The sequence below is a fragment of the Sphingobacterium sp. NPDC055431 genome (assembly GCF_053644255.1).
In genome coordinates, this window is sequence record NZ_JBSHLH010000002.1 from 84,591 (window position 1) to 102,623 (window position 18,033).

Below are 18,033 nucleotides of genomic sequence, written 5' to 3' on the forward strand. Positions count from 1 at the left end.
AAGTCATTCGTTAAAAAATGGTTGCTCTAACTCCAAAGCTGTATGTAGCCATTCTTGGGTACACACCATTACCTTGGTTTTCAGTCTTGGATTTGTCCAGTCCTCTTTCCGGTTCCAGGCCTTCCCATTTGGTAAAGGTGAAAGCATCCTGGGCATTGACATACAATCTGATGTTCTTGATGCTCTTTCCTATTCCTGGGAACGTATAGCCCAACTGTATCATCTTGATCCTGAAATATGAAGCGTCCCCCAGCCAGACATCGCTTAGGTAAGCATTTGAACTATTTCCGCTCCATATCCTTGGAAAACGGGCATTTGGATTGGATTCAGTCCAGCGATTATCTGCATATTCCTTACGGGGCGTCCCCAAGGAATTGCTGTCACCATCCACATAGACAGGGTAACCTTCCATTCCGACTAATCTTCCATTTCTTTTACCGACACCTTGTCCCATTACCGAGAAATCCCAGTTTTTATAGTTCAGGCCAAGGTTGATGGAGTAATTCATGTGAGGAAAAGGATCTCCTAAATAAATCCGGTCCTGGTCATTTATGATACCGTCGCCGTTTTGGTCCTTGTACCTGATGTCACCGGGCAAGGTGTTTGGTAATTTAGCTTCTGTATTTTCCACCTCAGTTGCATTCTGGAAGTAACCATTGCTCTCAAAACCATAATAGTTGTCGATAGCAGCACCATTGTACCATATTTTATCACTATCGCCCTTGAATATCAGAGTATCACCCTTGTTGTAGCCTGCTTTCAACACCTTATTGATATTGTCGAACAGCATTGCGCCGACATTGTACTTCAAATTTCCAATCCTATCGGACCATTTTGCGGATAGTTCCCAACCCTTGTTCTGGACCTCTCCGATATTGACTGCAGATTCCAATGTATTGGATCCAGTAAGGGGAGGGACAGGGAAGTTGTTGTAAATTAAGTCGTAAGAGAATTTATCGTATACTTCAGCGGTCAACGACAATCTATTGTTCAAGGCAGTCAAGTCCATACCGATGTTCCATTGTTTTTGTTTCTCCCATGAGAAATCGGGATTGGGAACTCGGATGGTCCACCCCCAATTGTTTACGATCTCTTGCCATAGGTATGGAGCAACGTTCTCATTACCGATCAATCCATAAGATGCACGGATTTTCAGATTGTTGATAGCGCCGCTTTCGCGCAAGGAGCTAAAGAAAGACTCGTTGTGCATATTCCAGGCAATCGCCGCCGAAGGGAAGAAGCCCCATTTGTTGCCCGGCGCGAACTTGCTGCTCCCATCAGAACGGCCTGTCAATTCGACCAGATAGCGGTTATCGAAAGAGTAGTTCAGTTTTCCGAAGAATGAAGCTTTGTTCTCTTCTCTATAGTCGGTGTAAGTATAGCTCATCATTTCCGTTCCCAAGGTCAAATAGAGCTTATCTTTATTATCGCGTAGGTCTTTGGTGTAATTCGCTAAAGCTCTCGCGGTCAATTGGCTAGAGCTCACACCTTGTTCCGCAGTAACCGAATTGTTCCATATCGTAACTGGTGCGCCGTCCCCGTCGTAGAACTTAAAGGTCCTGCGTTCTGCCTTATTAGCTGATTTATTGATCATGTAGGAAACATTTCCTTCGATGTTCAGGTTTTTATTGATGTTATATCGTGGCCTCAGGTTGATTGTACTTCTGTCGTGCAGGTAGTTTTTGATTCCGCCTTTTGCAATGGAAGCCAAAGGGTTCATGTTGTTATGAAGGATGTAATGCTCTGGGATGTCGGTGTCCCCATAAAAGATCTGCTGGGTAGGGTTCATTCTCCAGGCTATCTGGTAAAGGCCGTGGCCGTTGTCATTTGCCATCAGGCGATCGACCTGTAATCGATGGGCATAGAAATCCGCCAACAGGACGAATTTGTCCGCGATGTTGATGTTTGTGTTGAAACGCGCTGAGAACTTTTCGGTCCCTTCGATGTCGTTCAATCCTTTTTCCCCGATGTGCCCCAGCATCAGGTTGAATGTTCCAACACCACCACCCCCAGAAATGTTCGCTGTGGTGTTGTTTGCAAAAGGTTTCCTCGTCATGATCTCATCGAGCCAGTTCACACTTCTTGTTTCTCCTGATTCCGCCTTGCGTATGTCCTCATCGGTAAAGAGCAAGGTTTGGTTTTGGTGTGCGCGGGTCTCATTGTTCAACTTCATGTACTCCGCGGCATTTACCCAGTTCGGTAGGTCGATAGGGTTGCTGAATGCACCCCAAGCGTTTAGGTCAACCTTGAATTTGCCGGTATAGCCGCGTTCCGTCTCCACTATGATCACCCCATTTGCACCTCTGGATCCGTACATGGAGGTTGAAGCGGCATCCTTTAGGACAGTAATGCTCTTGATTTGGTTAGGGTCAAGGTCAGTGATAGACTGTTCCATTCCGTCCACAATGACCAATGCATCTGCATTCTGCAGGGTGCTGATACCTCGAATGGAAATAGTTCCTGGAACAGCACCTGGGATATTGGACCCCTGGAGCATCGTTACCCCCGGTACGGTTCCGGAAAATGCTTCTTCCATTTTGAAAATGGGCCTGGTTTTGGTCGACTCCATATCCAGACTTGCCACCGAAGACGCAACGTGCTGTTTCTCCACTTGGGAATAACCCATTACCACCACCTCATCGATGGCCTTGTTGTCCGGTTCAAGTATGACGTTGAGATAATCCTTTCCTTTTATGTCGGTCTCCTGGGTCGTGTAACCGATAATGGAGAAAATCAAGATACCATCATTTGGAACACTTATCTGGAACTGGCCGTCGTCATTGGTCTGTGAACCAATGTTGGTCCCTTTCAGGAGGACAGATACATTTGATAATGGAACGTTGTCGGCTGTTCTGACCTTTCCGTTGATCGTTCGCTGTTGACTGAATGCTCGCGTTGTGCAAACTAAGCATATGAGCAATAAAAAAGCGGACCTCGCTATGGTTTTCGAAGTAAATTTCATGAGTAATAATGGTATTTATTGATTGTTAGATTCTAGCAGATTGTATCGTTCTTTGAGATTTTTTCATAAACAAGAAATAGGTTTTGGTACAAAGGTTCTTTTTTTAAATTAAAAAATGGTTAACAAATGATTACTAAGGTATTAAATTATATTAAAAAGGCTTTCTTTAAGTTTACGCTTCTGATGTAATAATTTTGTTATCTTACTTTTTGTAACTAATTGGTGTTGCTTGAAATTCCTCTTACTGAACCAATTGGGATAGCATAGGCGAATGTCCGTTGACAAGACCAGCCGCTATCTGAGACCGGAGCATGGTAGGTTTGCAGGGATTTTAAACATGGTTCAGAACCAAATCAATAGTTCGTTGTTTTATTATTCTAAAATCAGTTATGAGCAACAACGATGTTTTTTCACAGAAGGAACGTAATGTAATCATCCTAATCATAGTCATTGTATTGGGAGGGATCATCCTTTATGCCACCTCGGGGATATTCGGTGCCTTTTTGGGGACCATGGTCATGTATACCCTATTTCGGAACCTAAATATCTTCTTGATCGAGAAATGGCATTGGCCCAAGCCTGTATCTTCCATTTTTATCATCATCCTTTCCATCTTTATCATCGTCCTTCCCTTCTTGGGGATAGGGAAGATGCTTTTTGATAAAGCTATCGAGCTCCAACAGGATCCGCAATGGGTCAAGAAGATCATGGATGCCATCAATCATTTTGTGGGTGATAAATTAGGGCAACCTGATCTCATCGAGAAGCAACTTGAGGCCAGTTCTACCTATTTAGGGGGGCTTTTGACCACAGCGCTTACCGGAGCTGCAAATGTGTTCCTGGAAATCGCGGTGATGTATTTCCTGTTATATTTCTTGTTTGTGAATTATAAAGGATTCGAAGGCGGGATAGTTCATTACCTCCCTTTTGATGATGAGAATGCAGTTACTTTTGGGGAGGAGCTAAAAAACATCACCTATTCAAATATTATTGGACAAACGATCATTGCCATTATCCAGGGAGCATGTTTGGCGATCGGTTTTTGGATTTTCGGTGCCAAGGACCCGCTGTTTTGGGGGGTGATCTGTGCTATCCTTTCCTTTATTCCATTACTGGGACCACCGTTGATTTTTGTTCCTGCTGCGGTCATATTGTTGGCCGACGGACATAACTGGCAGGGGATTGGGCTGCTTGCCTGGGGATTTGGTTTAGTGATCAATATCGATAATGTCCTGCGCCTGGTCATCGCCAAGAAACTAGGGGACATACACCCCATCATCACCGTTGTGGGGGTAATCATCGGTCTGCCTTTGTTTGGATTGATCGGGCTGGTCTACGGACCATTGTTACTGGCCTATTTCTTAATTGCTGTTAGGATCTATAAATCAAACAAACGACTTTCCTTAAAACAGCATTTGTTGCAGGATGGGCAGACATAGTGTATTAAATGAAGTATTTAGACCTATGTGCATCCCTCTGAATAGGGCTGGCCTATTCAACGACGTACCCTAACATATATTCATTGAACCTTTCATAGAACACATCAAAGGTCCGGACCGAATCATCCTTGGTGAGTATGACTTTCATGACGCCTTGCTGGGTATAGCGGAAAGGCTCAATCGTCATGTTATGGTAGAAGGAAACGCCCCTATTGCCCTGGAGTTTGTAGAGGGCTTCCTTGGCACACCAACAGGCATATAACTGGTCTACCATTTGGTCTCCTTCAATAAACGCTAGTTCTTCCGGTTTTAGGAACTTGTTTTTTATCCTGACCACCTTTTCTTTTACAATTTCAAGGTCTATTCCACAGACGCCAGCAGAGCTCAGCATCACGCCGGCATAATCATAGGAGTGGGTCAATGAAATTTCATATGGGAAGTCTGGCAAATAGGGTTTCCCATTTGAATCAGAGGGGCAGCTGATATAATCCGGAGTTTGCAGCAAATAGCGCAAAAGTGCTCTTGTTGCCAACCAATGTAAGGTCCTTTTCCCTTTTGCTAGGCTCCTGAGCTTTGTCAGTTCAGATTCGTCAAGTTGCAACATGGAAACCAATTCCTCTTCCGTTTCTTCAATTTTCCACAGGGCTATGCGGCTGTGCGCATCCAATTCTTTTAGATATGCTAGAGACATAATCAAATTTAGTGTTTACCAACTAGTATTTAGCTTTAGATATGTATTTTATTTATTTTTAATGTATTTTTGAATCCTGCTAATCAGCAGTAGTTTAGCTTCAGAATATGATATTATCAGATAAGAGAATTTTAGAAGAAATCGATAGGGGGATGATCGTGATTGAACCTTTCGACAGGAAATGTTTGGGAACAAATTCATACGATGTCCATTTGGGAAAATATTTAGCAAGGTACAAGGATGAGGTCCTGGATGCGAAGAAGCATAATGAAATCGAACACTTTGAGATTCCGGCTGAAGGTTATGTTCTTCAACCAGGCACACTGTATTTAGGGGTAACCATAGAGTATACAGAAAGCCATGGGCATGTTCCTTTCTTGGAAGGGAAATCTAGTACTGGGCGTTTGGGTATCGATATCCATGCAACTGCTGGTAAAGGTGATGTTGGTTTTTGCAATACCTGGACCCTGGAGATTTCCGTTGCACAGCCAGTTCGCGTATATGCAGGAATGCCAATCGGGCAATTGATCTACTTTGTGGTGGAAGGTGATATCGAAACGATGTACAACAGTAAGGGAAATGCGAAATACAACAACAAAACCATTCGCCCTGTGGAAAGCATGATGTGGAAAAATGCTTTCTAACGATCGATTGATAAGTATTTCCTAAGAAGATATGAATTAAAAAGGGTTGGAATCATGATTCCAGCCCTTTCTAATGTCCCTGAATTCCTAAGTTTCCATTAACCTCCGAATTCCATCAGGTACGATTTCAGGAATCCGTCCAGATCCCCATCCAGTACTGCCTGAGTATTCGAGGTTTCGGTATTTGTCCTTAAATCCTTGATCAACTTATAGGGATGGAGGACATAGTTGCGGATCTGTGAACCCCATTCAATTTTTTTCTTTGAACCTTCGATTGCAGCGGTTGCTTCTTGGCGCTTCCTCATTTCGATTTCATACAATTGGGACTTCAATAAGCGCATAGCATTTTCCTTGTTCTGCAATTGCGATCTTGACTCCTGGTTCTTGATAATAATCCCGGTAGGTTTATGGTGCAGCCTCACGGCAGTTTCTACCTTATTTACGTTCTGGCCTCCTGCTCCTCCCGAACGGAAAGTATCCCAATCAATTTCTGAGTCCTTCACTTCGATTTCTATGTTATCATCCACCAATGGATACACATAGACAGATGCAAACGAAGTGTGTCTCTTGGCATTGGAGTCGAAAGGAGAGATCCTAACCAAGCGATGTACGCCATTTTCACCTTTCAGATAGCCATAAGAAAAATTACCAGAAAACTGTAGGGTCACTGTCTTTATCCCGGCTACATCACCTTCTTGGTAATCCTGCTCCGTTACCTTACAGCCATGTTTCTCGCCCCACATGATATACATCCGCATCAGCATTGCTGCCCAATCGCATGATTCGGTACCACCGGCACCAGCCGTTATTTGCAGAATCGCATCCAACTGATCCTCTTCGGCACTGAGCATGTTCTTGAATTCCAGCTCTTCGATTTCTGTCAGTGCAATCTGGTATTGGTCTTCCAATTCCTTTTCGCTAGCATCACCGCTTTGAAAGAATTCATACAGAACACCTGTATCTTCCACTGCAGCATTGACATGATCAAACTGATCGGTCCAGATTTTATGGTTTTTAATGGAATGCAGGACCTTTTCTGCGGCTTTTGGGTCATCCCAAAAGTCGGATTGCATCGTGATTTGGGTTTCACGCTCTATCTCTTCCTTTTTGGCATCAATGTCAAAGATGCCTCCTCAGGGAAGTGATTCTGTCCCTCAAGTCTTGAATTTGTTCTTTGGTCATAGGAACAAAGATAAAATAAAATTGAGGATAGAATAGGCTGTAATCCTTATATTTGAACAAAAGTAAAGATATATGTTACCAAAAATTGATTTTACAACGACCCAAGCCTTCAAATATTTAGCCGATCATTTCATAACCATAAACGAATCCAGCATTAAGGATCTTTTTGCTAAAGATCCTGAACGTTTCGATAAGTTTTCCATCTATTTGGGCGACATCCTGTTGGATTATTCTAAAAACCGCATAAATGAGGAAACCATGGCATTGTTGATCCAATTGGCGCGCGAGTGCAAATTGAAAGATGCAATCGAAGCCATGTTCAACGGCGAGAAGATCAATGAAACAGAAAAACGTGCGGTATTGCATACGGCATTGAGAAATAGATCCGGCAAGCCTGTCCTTACCGACGGAAAGGATGTGATGCCAGAGATCAAAGGAGTCCTGGAAAGGATGAAAGACTTCTCCGGACGTGTTATTTCTGGAGAATGGAAAGGATTTACGGGAAAAGAGATCATGGATGTAGTGAACATCGGTATCGGTGGTTCTGATCTAGGGCCAGTAATGGTCACAGAGGGACTTAAAGCATATAAGACAAGGTTGAACATGCATTTTGTATCCAATGTAGATGCAACCCAGATTGCGGAAACCCTGAAAGGTCTAGATCCTGAAACTACATTGTTCCTGATTGCATCAAAGACCTTTACTACCCAGGAGACAATGGCCAATGCAAATTCTGCCAAAGAATGGTTCTTGAAGGCAGGAGCAAAAGAGGCCGATGTTGCCAAGCACTTTGCAGCCTTGAGTACCAACGAGTCTGGCGTATCAGCATTTGGTATTGATACCAGGAATATGTTCGAATTCTGGGATTGGGTAGGCGGTAGATACTCTTTATGGTCCGCTATTGGACTATCGATCTGTTTAGCGATAGGTTTTGAAAAGTTCGAGGAACTTTTGACAGGAGCATACGAAGCCGATGAGCATTTCAGGAATGCGGAATTTGAAGAGAACATCCCGGTCATCATGGCTCTATTGGGCATATGGTATAATAATTTCTTTGAAGCTGAAAGCAGTGCCATCCTTCCATACGACCAATATTTACATCGATTTGCAGCTTATTTCCAACAGGGAGATATGGAAAGTAATGGTAAGTATATTAATAGAAATGGAAAGAGAGTTGATTATGAAACCGGACCAATCATTTGGGGAGAGCCGGGTACCAATGGTCAGCATGCTTTTTATCAATTGATCCATCAGGGAACCAAGCTGATCCCTTGTGATTTCATTGCACCCGCTATTTCCCATAATCCACTGGGTAATCACCACCAAATGTTGCTTTCCAACTTTTTTGCACAGACCGAGGCCCTGATGAATGGAAAATCAGAGGAGGAGGTAGTCGCTGAACTGGAAAAAGCAGGTAAGTCCGAAGCTGAAATCAAAGAATTGACCCCTTTCAAAGTATTTGAAGGAAATCGTCCTACCAATTCATTCTTGATCAAAGAGATCACGCCTAAGACTTTAGGAGCCTTGATCGCACTTTATGAACATAAGATCTTTGTGCAGGGGATCATCTGGAATATCTTTAGTTTCGATCAATGGGGAGTGGAGCTTGGAAAGCAATTGGCAAACCAGATCCTTCCTGAGTTAGAGGGAGATGGAGCCGTTGAAACGCATGACTCCTCGACCAATGGACTGATCAATCAATACAAAGACTGGAGATCATAATCTAAGGGGAGGAACCTTTAAAGCCTCTAAAATATTTTTTTAATTAATACATGGAATTTTGATGGCCTGGGCAAATCCCAGGCTTTTTTTTGAGTTCGACAGGCTTGGCAAATCATCATAAAAATGGAAAAACCTGCATAACTCAACCGGGGCGAGCAAAGAAAAACTCCCTTTACCAGACTTATTGGTCTTATCTTTTTTGCTTTTGGCAAATTTTGCCGACCTTAGGGTTTACCTAATTAATAACTGAACATTTACTATGAAATTCAAACAACAGACCATTTGCCGTTTCAGGAAATTAGCCTTTTTATTATTTTCAACAGGGATTGCATATACTCCAACGCAAGCACAGCGCATGGGACCCAATACCCCAAGATCCGTTGACCCAATAGTTGAGCAGATCGTAAATGAGGCAACAAATAATTCAGAATTGGAAACATTAGCTTTTGAACTGCTGGATGTCGTGGGGCCGAGATTAGTTGGTACCCCTCAAATGACCCATGCCAATGAATGGGCATTGAAAACCTTTCAACGCTGGGGGATCTCAGCAAAAAACCAGCAATTTGGTGAATGGCATGGATGGGAGCGAGGGATCTCGCATATCGATATGACCCATCCCAGGCAGAAAACGTTGGCTGGAACCCAATTAGCATGGAGCCCTACCACCAATGGTAAAGCCATTGAAGCGGAGGTCATTGCCTTTCCAGATATCAAAGATTCACTCGCCTTCAGGGCTTGGTTGCCTAAGGTAAAGGGGAAATACGTAATGGTTTCAATGCCACAACCAACCGGTAGGCCTGATGCCAACTGGAGAGAATACGCAACGCCTGAATCTTATGCAAAAATGAAGAGGCAAAGAGATTCTATCGGATCCGTTTGGAATGAACGTATCAAGGCAACAGGATTAGCTCCCAACTCTATTCCTTCAGTTCTCGAGGATGCTGGAGCGGTAGGTGTACTGAGCAGCTATTGGTCGGCAGAATTTGGTGCAAATAAGATTTTCGGAGCTAGGACCCATAAAGCGCCTTCATTGGATATCTCCCTGGAGGACTACGGTATCCTATACCGTTTGGCTGAAAAAGGCTATGCACCAAAGATTAAAGTAGAGACTTCTTCTAAACATTTAGGAAATGTTCCATCTTTCAATACCATCGCAGAGATCAAGGGATCTCAGTTTCCTGATGAATATGTTATCCTGTCTGCGCACCTGGATTCATGGGAGGGTGGCTCTGGCGCAACAGATAACGGTACCGGAACCATTGCGATGATGGAAGTCGCTCGTGTTTTGAAAAAAGTCCTTCCGAACCCTAAACGTACGATCTTGGTAGGATTATGGGGAAGTGAAGAGCAGGGATTAAATGGATCTCGATCATTTGTCCTGGATAACCCTGAGGTTATCGAGAAGACTCAGGCAGTCTTCAACCTAGATAACGGTACAGGCCGTGTTGCCAATATCAATGGTTCAGGCTTTGTACATGCCTATGACTTTATGGGACGCTGGTTAGATGCAGTTCCTAGCCATATTACAAAGGATATCAATACACAATTTCCAGGATCCCCGGGTGGCGGTGGTTCAGACCATGCTTCATTCGTAGCTGCGGGGGTACCAGGCTTTATGCTTAGCTCTCTGTCATGGGGGTATTTCAGCAACACTTGGCATACCAACCTAGATACATACGATAAAATAGTCTTTGATGACCTGATATCCAATGTGATCCTAACAGCCGTATTGACCTATAAAGCTTCTGAAGAACCCGCTTTGGTGAATAGGGAAAAAAGGGTGTTGCCAGCCGACGCAAGTGGAAGACCTGGTACTTGGCCCGCTATTCGCCAACCAAGGAGAACAGGGGTGGGGTATTAGGAGATAGACATGAGGCAGGAGAACCGTTTCGCGTTAATCCACCTTATTTGGGACAGGATTGGAGGATAGAACAAGATTGTTATCCAGCTAGAAAGGGATACAGTTTTATAGTCACGGATCGCATTCGGCCTCCGGATGCAGGTATATATGTCCTATCGGATTAGGATACTGAAAAATTGGTTTAGCGCAGGCTATTCCATTTTTCAGTATCCTTTTTTTTATTGAATAACTTACGTCCCCATTAACAGAATAGCACATTCGGGTTCTCCCAATCCGAACGGTAAATGAAGGATCTGTAAGGTTCTCCCCCAGGACCCTGTCTCGATAATCGAAGATTATGCAACTGTGCGCCAATTCATGTTTTATTGGGTTTTGAAGGGTCTTAATGCTTTGTTTTTCTCATTAACCATTTCATTTTTCTATATAAGGTCGGGCACAAACTTTTAGAGTTGAGGTATTGCAAACGTCCATCCTTTCAAAGAAAGTTCTATAGCCGCAGGCTCTTTTTCAGGTTGCATAAAAATGGAAAGGATGACGTTGACCTGTGCGATGGGATTGGCCTTGGAAGATATTCCCGACAGCAAGGTATTCCTTTGAAGTGCGCTGGGCAGTGCGAAGAGCTACCTTAAATGGGCCAAAGCGTTTACTGGTCCGAGTTGTTTTTGGCGTCCGTGTGCTCCTTCGCCGGTTTGGTTATCTAGGGCATTAAAAGTAACTCAGAAGATATATTTTGCTTTTTTTTTTAATTCATGCCATCGCTTCTATGGAGTTCACCGGAGGCCGGTTTTTTTACATTTGGTTCATTGCTCAACGGTGACACGAAAATCTTCCTGATCACAATTAAATAAGGACAAGTGACCATTTATATCCATATAAAACAAAGCAGGCTGGACATTCAATGACCAGCCTGCTTCTTTTTTTATTTTTACCTAGACCAGGGTGTAATGGCCAATGTCTACCTTATTTCTTAAGCCTAATATAATCAGTCAGCACATTTGCACTTTCATCAAGCACAAAGTCGTAATCCAATTTTGGCTGCGGTTGACCTTCTTTCCAAAGTGGTTCACCTAAGAAAGAAAGCTGTTTGTTGATACGCTCTCGTTGTTTCAATCTGCTTTTTTCCCTTTCAGCTTTAAGTTTTTCCTCATTCAAGGAAATTGCAGGCATGGACTCATTTTTGCTGAATTCTGCAATGTCTTCCAGTAAGAACGAATATGCAGGTGATTTTTGCATACGTTTCTTATGGATGTCTTCCAATTGCGTACTGATTTCGGTCAAAGAACCGATTTTCGAGAATTTGGTTGGTTTGATCTGATCCCAGGGCAATGCGGAAGGCTCAGAACTTTCTCCAAATTTCTCAGCTGAATATTGTGTAGGGAATACTACGTCTGGGTCGACACCTTTATGTTGGGTACTGCTACCTGTAATACGGTAGAATTTACCCATCGTAATATTGATCTGCCCAAATTCCGGAGCACCGGTCGGGGTGTCCGGATCAGATTCGCCCGATGCCTTGATCAAAAGCTTGTTGGTGGCACTGATGAAACGGGACATATCCACCGCATTTTGGACTGTGCCTTTTCCGTAGCTCGTAGAACCAAGGATAATTCCCCTTCCGTAATCTTGGATCGCACCAGCGAAAATTTCAGAAGCAGATGCAGAGAACCTGTTGATTATCACACCAAATGGACCCTCCCATGCCAATCCCGTTTCTTGGTCGCTGTCTACCTGGACACGGTTCCGAGAATCTCTCACCTGAACTACGGGACCCTGGTCAATAAAAAGGCCGGTCAATTCAATAGCCTCTTGCAACGAACCGCCTCCATTATTTCTTAAATCCATCAATACAGCATCCACACCGTCCTGTTTCAGGCTATCCAATAACAACCTTACATCTCTTGTGGTGCTCTTATAGTCTTTATCTCCACGGCGGACCGCTTCAAAATCGATATAGAATTTAGGGAGGTTGATCACGCCGATTCTGTAGTTTTTGCCGTCCTCACCTTTAATGGTTCTTATTTCACGTTTTGCTGATTCCTCGGCAAGGATGATCTTCTCACGGGTAAGTTTTACGATTTTCGGTGCAGCGGATAATTCAGCTCCAGCAGGTAGGATCTTCAAGCGAACCACAGTTCCTTTTTTCCCCTTGATCTTTGCTACAGCAGCATCCAGTCTCCAACCGATGATGTCTTCAAAATCACCGTCGTTCCCTTGCGCAACCGCTACGATGCGGTCATTGATATGAAGTGACTTATCTTTGAATGCAGGGCCTCCAGCAATGATCTGCTTGATGGTCACCATTTCATTCTCCATTTGAAGTTGTGCTCCAATACCCTCTAATGTATTCGACATGCTCTCATTGAAAGCTTGTGCGAATGATGGATTGTAATAGGTGGTATGTGGGTCAACAGCGTCTGTCAATGCCGTCATGATCATCTGGAAAGCATCGTTGGAATTTGTTTTCTTAGCTTGGGAGATCAAGTTATTGTACCTGTTGCGAAGAGTTTCCTTGTTCTTTTGCTCGTCTACCTTTGCGGAGTCACCAGCGGTCAGTCTCAGGTTCAGAAGGTCATATTTAACACGCTTTCTCCATTGGTCCTTCAATTCGGCCTCCGAGGTAAACCAATCTTGTTTCTCGCGGAAGCCGGTATAAGCCTCATCTTTAGTGAAATCATGTTTTGCATCGATTTGCTCCAAGGCAAAGTCCATGCACTGCAGATATCTGTTGGTGTATTTATTGAAGATATAGAAGGCACTGGAAAGGTCGCCCTCCCTGAAGTCTTGACTGATGGTGTTCTTGAATTGTTGAAATTCGTCAATATCAGATTTCAACATGTAATTCTTCCCCTGGTCGATTCCTTCCAACAGGTTATTGAAAACAATATTCGAAAGGGAATCGCCCATAGGGACTTTTTTATAGCTGAAATTCTCCAGTAAATTGGCTACTTCTTTCGCAATGATCTCATGCTGCGTAGAAGGCTTTAGTTCTAAGCCATCTTGATCCAGGTTGACCCTTGGTTTTGCTCCACAGGCTACAACCGATATTAACGCGAGACAGAAAAGGAGATGTTTAAACATATATGTATAGTTCTTGAATTTGTTCATTAATTGTTCTTTCAGGAAATAGCACTTTTCAAAATAGTAAGCGGGTATTTTTATTAGCGCTCAATTTAGTTAAAAATTCACTCAATGTTAGGATGACAACGTAAAATATTCATTTCAATTGTTCTTTCCGGGCACTTTTAAGGGTTATTAACTACTTTCCGGACAACCTCTTGACAACCGCGAATTAAAATAATTCGTTTCTTAACCTCCAGTAACTTGAAAGCTCCTGTTCGGCGTCTTCAAAGTTGCCCATCATCAGGTAGATATCCCCGAGTTTATCTGCAATGGCCAACTGTAGGACCTTGTTATTTTCTACGTCTGCCAATGTTTTTGCCTTTTCAAATTCCAATTGGGCAACTTTATAGTTCTGCTGTATGTATTTGGAAAAAGCCAACATGTATTCGATCTCAGGCAATTCATTGTCGATTTTTCTTGATGTCGCTAGATCTTTTGCTTGGATCAAAAACCACTGCGCTTCGGTATGCTTGTTCTGCAGCTGATAGATCTTTGCCAGATTAATCAGAGCATATACTTTGCCAAATTGGTTTTTGGTCCTGTTGTACAATGGAAATGCACGGCGGATAATGGTGTTTTCAGCAGCAAAATATTTCTTTTCATAGGCTTGCACCAAGGCAATGCGGACCAAGGTATTGGCTTGGTCTACCAATTCCTTTTTCTGCACTGCAGATTGCAGGAATGTTTCCTGCATTGAAGCAGCGTCCGATAGGTTGCCATTGAATAGGTAGGCATTTGCAAGATTGTGCTCAAGCACGAATTTTTCGCCGGATCCTGAAGTTCTTGCTGCATTCAGTCCCCTTATCAATAGAGCGATAGCTCTATTGATGTCACCTTGTTTAAGTAGTTCAAAAGCATGCTCATTGGCCATTCCTGCCGCCAGAGGTAAATTCCTGTTATTTTCGAGTTTCGTGATCAGGCTATTCCATTCCCCTTCAGTTGAAGGGTAGGGCTTGATGTTTTGTTTTAAATAGGCCGCATTTGAAGTTGGTCTATAATCTTCAATAATGGACTGGTATTCCAATTGACGGGCAATGGAGTCAAAAAAGCCTTTTTTCTCTTTATAGGAGTCCACCAATTCCTCTTCTTTTGTCCGAGGTGCAGGAAGAACATATACTTTCGGGCCAATTCCAGCAAATGTACTGTCATATTTTGTAACAAAACCCGAAGGGTCCAATGGTTTATCATTGGTCTGGGCCTTTACGCTTACTGCCAACAGAATTAAGCCAAGAGTTAAGCTAACACGCACTTTATCAATCATTCTCAAATTCATTTTCATCAAAAGTATTAAATAATCTGAAATATAAGATAAATGCAGCTGTTGGGAAAGGTAGAATAATTATTAAATAATGTTAAAATTTTTCGTTTAGCTGGAATGACCGGAGTTTAGCGGGTAAAAGATAGACGGAATGCCACATTCGTATTACCAATGCATATTTACATTGGCTTTGCTATGAAAAATCAATAGCTTTGTGGATTATGGCTACCAGAGTACCATTGGCTGAACGGATGCGTCCCAGAAACCTTGCTGAATATGTCGGTCAAAAACATATTATAGGCGAGGGGGCCGTGCTATGGAACGCCATAGAGCAAAAGTCCATTCCTTCCATGATCTTCTGGGGACCTCCGGGGGTCGGTAAAACAACATTGGCTTTATTGGTCGCTAAATCCTTGGATAGGCCCTTCTATAGCCTCAGTGCCATACAGTCGGGTGTAAAGGATGTGCGCGAAGTGATTGAAAAGGCTGAACAGATGCGCCAGTTCAACCAGGAACAACCCATCCTTTTCATCGATGAGATCCACCGGTTTTCCAAGTCACAGCAAGACTCGCTGCTTGGGGCAGTGGAAAGGGGAACGGTAACCTTGATCGGCGCTACCACTGAAAACCCGTCATTTGAGGTTATATCCGCTCTTTTATCCCGGTGCCAGGTGTATGTATTACAGGAGTTGACCAAGGAAGACCTGGTCCAGATCGTTGATTTGGCCCTGAACCAAGATGAATTCTTAAAGGAAGAGAATATTTCCATCAAGGAATATGATGCCTTGCTGCAACTCTCAGGTGGGGATGCTAGAAAACTGTTGAACATCTTGGAATTGGTTTCCCAAGCGGCATCGCATGGTAATCAGGAAATAACAAATGAATTTGTTGCAAAGCATGTTCAACAGAACAGAGTGCGATATGATAAGTCGGGAGAGCAGCATTACGATATCATTTCGGCATTCATTAAATCGATCCGTGGGAGTGATCCCAATGCTGCGGTATATTGGCTGGCCAGAATGATTGAAGGGGGAGAAGACCCTAAGTTTATTGCCAGGAGGCTATTGATCTTGGCGTCGGAAGACGTGGGGAATGCGAACCCGAATGCCTTGCTGCTTGCAAATAATTGTTTCCAGGCCGTAAACGTGATCGGATGGCCGGAATCTAGGATAATTTTATCGCAAACAGTTATCTATTTGGCCTGTTCTGCAAAAAGCAATGCTTCCTACGAAGCCATCAATAAAGCTCAGGCTATCGTGCGCAAATCTGGGGACCTGTCGGTTCCACTTCACTTGAGGAATGCACCCACCAAATTGATGAAAGAGCTGAATTACGGAACTGAGTACATGTATGCCCATGCCTATAGCGGAAATTTTGTTGACCAGGAATATATGCCGGAGGGCCTGCATGACCAGAAAATGTACGAGCCGGGAAAAAATCCCGCTGAGGAGAAACTCAGGATTGCACTTCGAGATAAATGGAAAGGTAAATATGGATATTGAGTTTAATTTTTTTACTTTTATATAAATGTCTAAAACATTTACAACTATAGACTTTGAGCTCGCAACGGCAAAATACAATAGTGTTTGTGCTGTTGGTATAGTGGACGTTGTTGACGGCAAGATCGTAAATGAATTTTACAGTTTGGTCCAGCCCCCACAGAACAGGTATATGTGGCAAACGTCCAGAGTGCACGGTATTAAACCAAAGCATACAGCTCAGGCTCCGACCTTTATTGACCTATTTCCAAGCATTAAAGATTTGTTGGTTTCCAAACATATGGTAGCACATGATGAATTATTAGATCGTTCAGTGCTGAAGGAGACCATGAACTTTTATAACCTTCCATTCGAAGAACTTGGTCTGGAACCTGTTTGGGAGTGTACAAGCAAGATCTATCGATCATTGGGATTTGCACGTACCAAGTTGAGCATATGTTGTGAATTGATGGGCGTGGAACTTAAGCACCATGATGCACTGTCCGATGCTAGGGCCACCGCCGAACTGTACCTAAAAGTGGACGATGCAATTGAAATGAAAAAATTAGGTTAACAATGGGTAAAATAATCAATGTAATATTATCTGGTGGTGTAGGCTCAAGGTTATGGCCGCTGTCCAGAAAGTCGAAGCCAAAACAATACCTGCCGATTTTTGAAGGCAAGACCTTGTTTGAATTGACCATCGCTAGGAATCAAGAGATAGCTTCCAAGGTGATCCTGGTAGGGTCGGCATCCAACAAAACAATTGCCGAGCCATATTTGAAAGGTTATGACCATGATATCATTGCAGAGGCGGTCCCCAGGAATACGGCTGCCGCTATTGCATTTGCTGCCTTCCACGCGGATCCAGATGATATATTGATCGTTTCGCCTTCGGATCACCTGATCGAGGGATTGAAGAACTACCGAGAGGCCATCAACCAGGGCATTATGTATGCCGAAGAAGGATTTATCGCAACATTTGGAATAGTCCCAACTAGACCCGAAACCGGCTATGGATATATTGAGCACGAAGGCAATACCGTGCTCTCTTTCCGCGAGAAACCCAACGAGGAAACCGCAAAGGACTTTCTAAAGAAAGGCAGCTTCTTGTGGAATTCGGGGATCTTCTGTTTCAAGGCTGGGGTATATTTAGAAGAATTGATGCGTTTTGAGCCCAAGCTGTACAATGCTGCCGAGGTGGCATTTGAATATGCCCAGGACCTGGCCCTTGATGTGGCGCATTCCAAACTGATCCCTTCCAAGAGTATCGACTATGCGGTAATGGAACGGAGTGACCTGATCAAGGTCGTGCCTGCGAGATTTGAGTGGTCCGATATGGGGGCATTCGATTCTTTATTTGAGTATTTTAAGAGCAAGGGACATCCAGAAGACGAGAATGGCAATATTGTTGTAGGAACTAATAAACACACGGTCTTTGTTGGTTTAACTGATTGTATGTTAGTGAGTACTGAGGATGCGGTCCTGGTTTTGGATAGAAACAGGGCGCAGGATGTGAAGCAGGTTTATGAACAGTTGGAAAAGGATAATCCTGCGTTAATTTAAGGTGTTTTGTAGCAAATGGGTTTTATTGAACGTATTCATTAAACCTTATTGATAAACAGGATGTCTAATATATAATTAGGGACCTATTACCAAACAACTAATATTTTTAG

The 18,033-nt window shown here is 43.3% G+C and carries 12 protein-coding genes; 7 read left to right on the forward strand and 5 right to left on the reverse strand.

The window, feature by feature from the left end; translation table 11 throughout:
- Positions 1-10: 10 nt before the first annotated feature.
- Positions 11-2,962, reverse strand: coding sequence for a SusC/RagA family TonB-linked outer membrane protein (locus ACWIB3_RS03335; protein WP_454290857.1), 2,952 nt, complete (start codon positions 2,960-2,962; stop codon positions 11-13).
- A 389-nt stretch (positions 2,963-3,351) separates the two neighbouring features.
- On the opposite strand from ACWIB3_RS03335, the gene ACWIB3_RS03340 reads away from it, so the two are divergent.
- Positions 3,352-4,401, forward strand: a complete 1,050-nt coding sequence (locus ACWIB3_RS03340) for an AI-2E family transporter (RefSeq protein WP_185213204.1) — start codon at positions 3,352-3,354, stop codon at positions 4,399-4,401.
- 52 nt (positions 4,402-4,453) lie between these two features.
- Here ACWIB3_RS03340 and ACWIB3_RS03345 read toward each other — a convergent pair whose 3' ends face one another.
- Entirely contained in the window at positions 4,454-5,092 is a 639-nt protein-coding gene (locus tag ACWIB3_RS03345; protein WP_454290858.1) for a 4'-phosphopantetheinyl transferase family protein, read from the reverse strand.
- 107 nt (positions 5,093-5,199) lie between these two features.
- Between ACWIB3_RS03345 and dcd the strand changes: the two genes are divergently transcribed.
- Positions 5,200-5,736, forward strand: coding sequence for a dCTP deaminase (gene dcd / locus ACWIB3_RS03350; RefSeq protein ID WP_093099536.1), 537 nt, complete (start codon positions 5,200-5,202; stop codon positions 5,734-5,736).
- A 98-nt stretch (positions 5,737-5,834) separates the two neighbouring features.
- Here dcd and prfB read toward each other — a convergent pair.
- Positions 5,835-6,918, reverse strand: a protein-coding gene (prfB, locus tag ACWIB3_RS03355) for a peptide chain release factor 2 (protein WP_139185500.1) whose coding sequence is annotated in 2 segments (ribosomal slippage) — positions 5,835-6,857 and positions 6,859-6,918 — 1,083 coding nt in all. Because the reading frame shifts where the segments join, the coding sequence is not laid out codon by codon here.
- 72 nt (positions 6,919-6,990) lie between these two features.
- On the opposite strand from prfB, the gene pgi reads away from it, so the two are divergent.
- A complete protein-coding gene (pgi, locus tag ACWIB3_RS03360; protein ID WP_454290859.1) occupies positions 6,991-8,640 on the forward strand; it encodes a glucose-6-phosphate isomerase in 1,650 nt (549 codons plus the stop codon).
- A 259-nt stretch (positions 8,641-8,899) separates the two neighbouring features.
- Positions 8,900-10,501, forward strand: a complete 1,602-nt coding sequence (locus tag ACWIB3_RS03365; protein ID WP_454290860.1) for a M20/M25/M40 family metallo-hydrolase — start codon at positions 8,900-8,902, stop codon at positions 10,499-10,501.
- A 960-nt stretch (positions 10,502-11,461) separates the two neighbouring features.
- Here the strand turns inward: ACWIB3_RS03365 and ACWIB3_RS03370 are convergent.
- Both ACWIB3_RS03370 and ACWIB3_RS03375 read right to left on the reverse strand, forming a co-directional pair.
- A complete protein-coding gene (locus tag ACWIB3_RS03370; protein WP_454290861.1) occupies positions 11,462-13,579 on the reverse strand; it encodes a carboxy terminal-processing peptidase in 2,118 nt (705 codons plus the stop codon).
- 211 nt (positions 13,580-13,790) lie between these two features.
- Complete coding sequence (locus ACWIB3_RS03375) at positions 13,791-14,882, reverse strand: tetratricopeptide repeat protein (protein WP_454290862.1); 1,092 nt, start codon at positions 14,880-14,882, stop codon at positions 13,791-13,793.
- Between the two features lie 218 nt (positions 14,883-15,100).
- On the opposite strand from ACWIB3_RS03375, the gene ACWIB3_RS03380 reads away from it, so the two are divergent.
- Genes ACWIB3_RS03380 through ACWIB3_RS03390 form a run of 3 tightly spaced genes read left to right on the forward strand, consistent with a single transcriptional unit; the run spans position 15,101 to position 17,923 of the window.
- Positions 15,101-16,381, forward strand: coding sequence for a replication-associated recombination protein A (locus tag ACWIB3_RS03380; RefSeq protein ID WP_454290863.1), 1,281 nt, complete (start codon positions 15,101-15,103; stop codon positions 16,379-16,381).
- A gap of 25 nt (positions 16,382-16,406) precedes the next feature.
- Positions 16,407-16,931: an exonuclease domain-containing protein gene (locus tag ACWIB3_RS03385; RefSeq protein WP_454290864.1), complete on the forward strand. Its 525-nt coding sequence runs from the start codon at positions 16,407-16,409 to the stop codon at positions 16,929-16,931.
- Between the two features lie 2 nt (positions 16,932-16,933).
- On the forward strand, positions 16,934-17,923 hold the full coding sequence (locus tag ACWIB3_RS03390) for a mannose-1-phosphate guanylyltransferase (protein WP_454290865.1): 990 nt from the start codon (positions 16,934-16,936) through the stop codon (positions 17,921-17,923).
- Positions 17,924-18,033 lie beyond the last annotated feature (110 nt).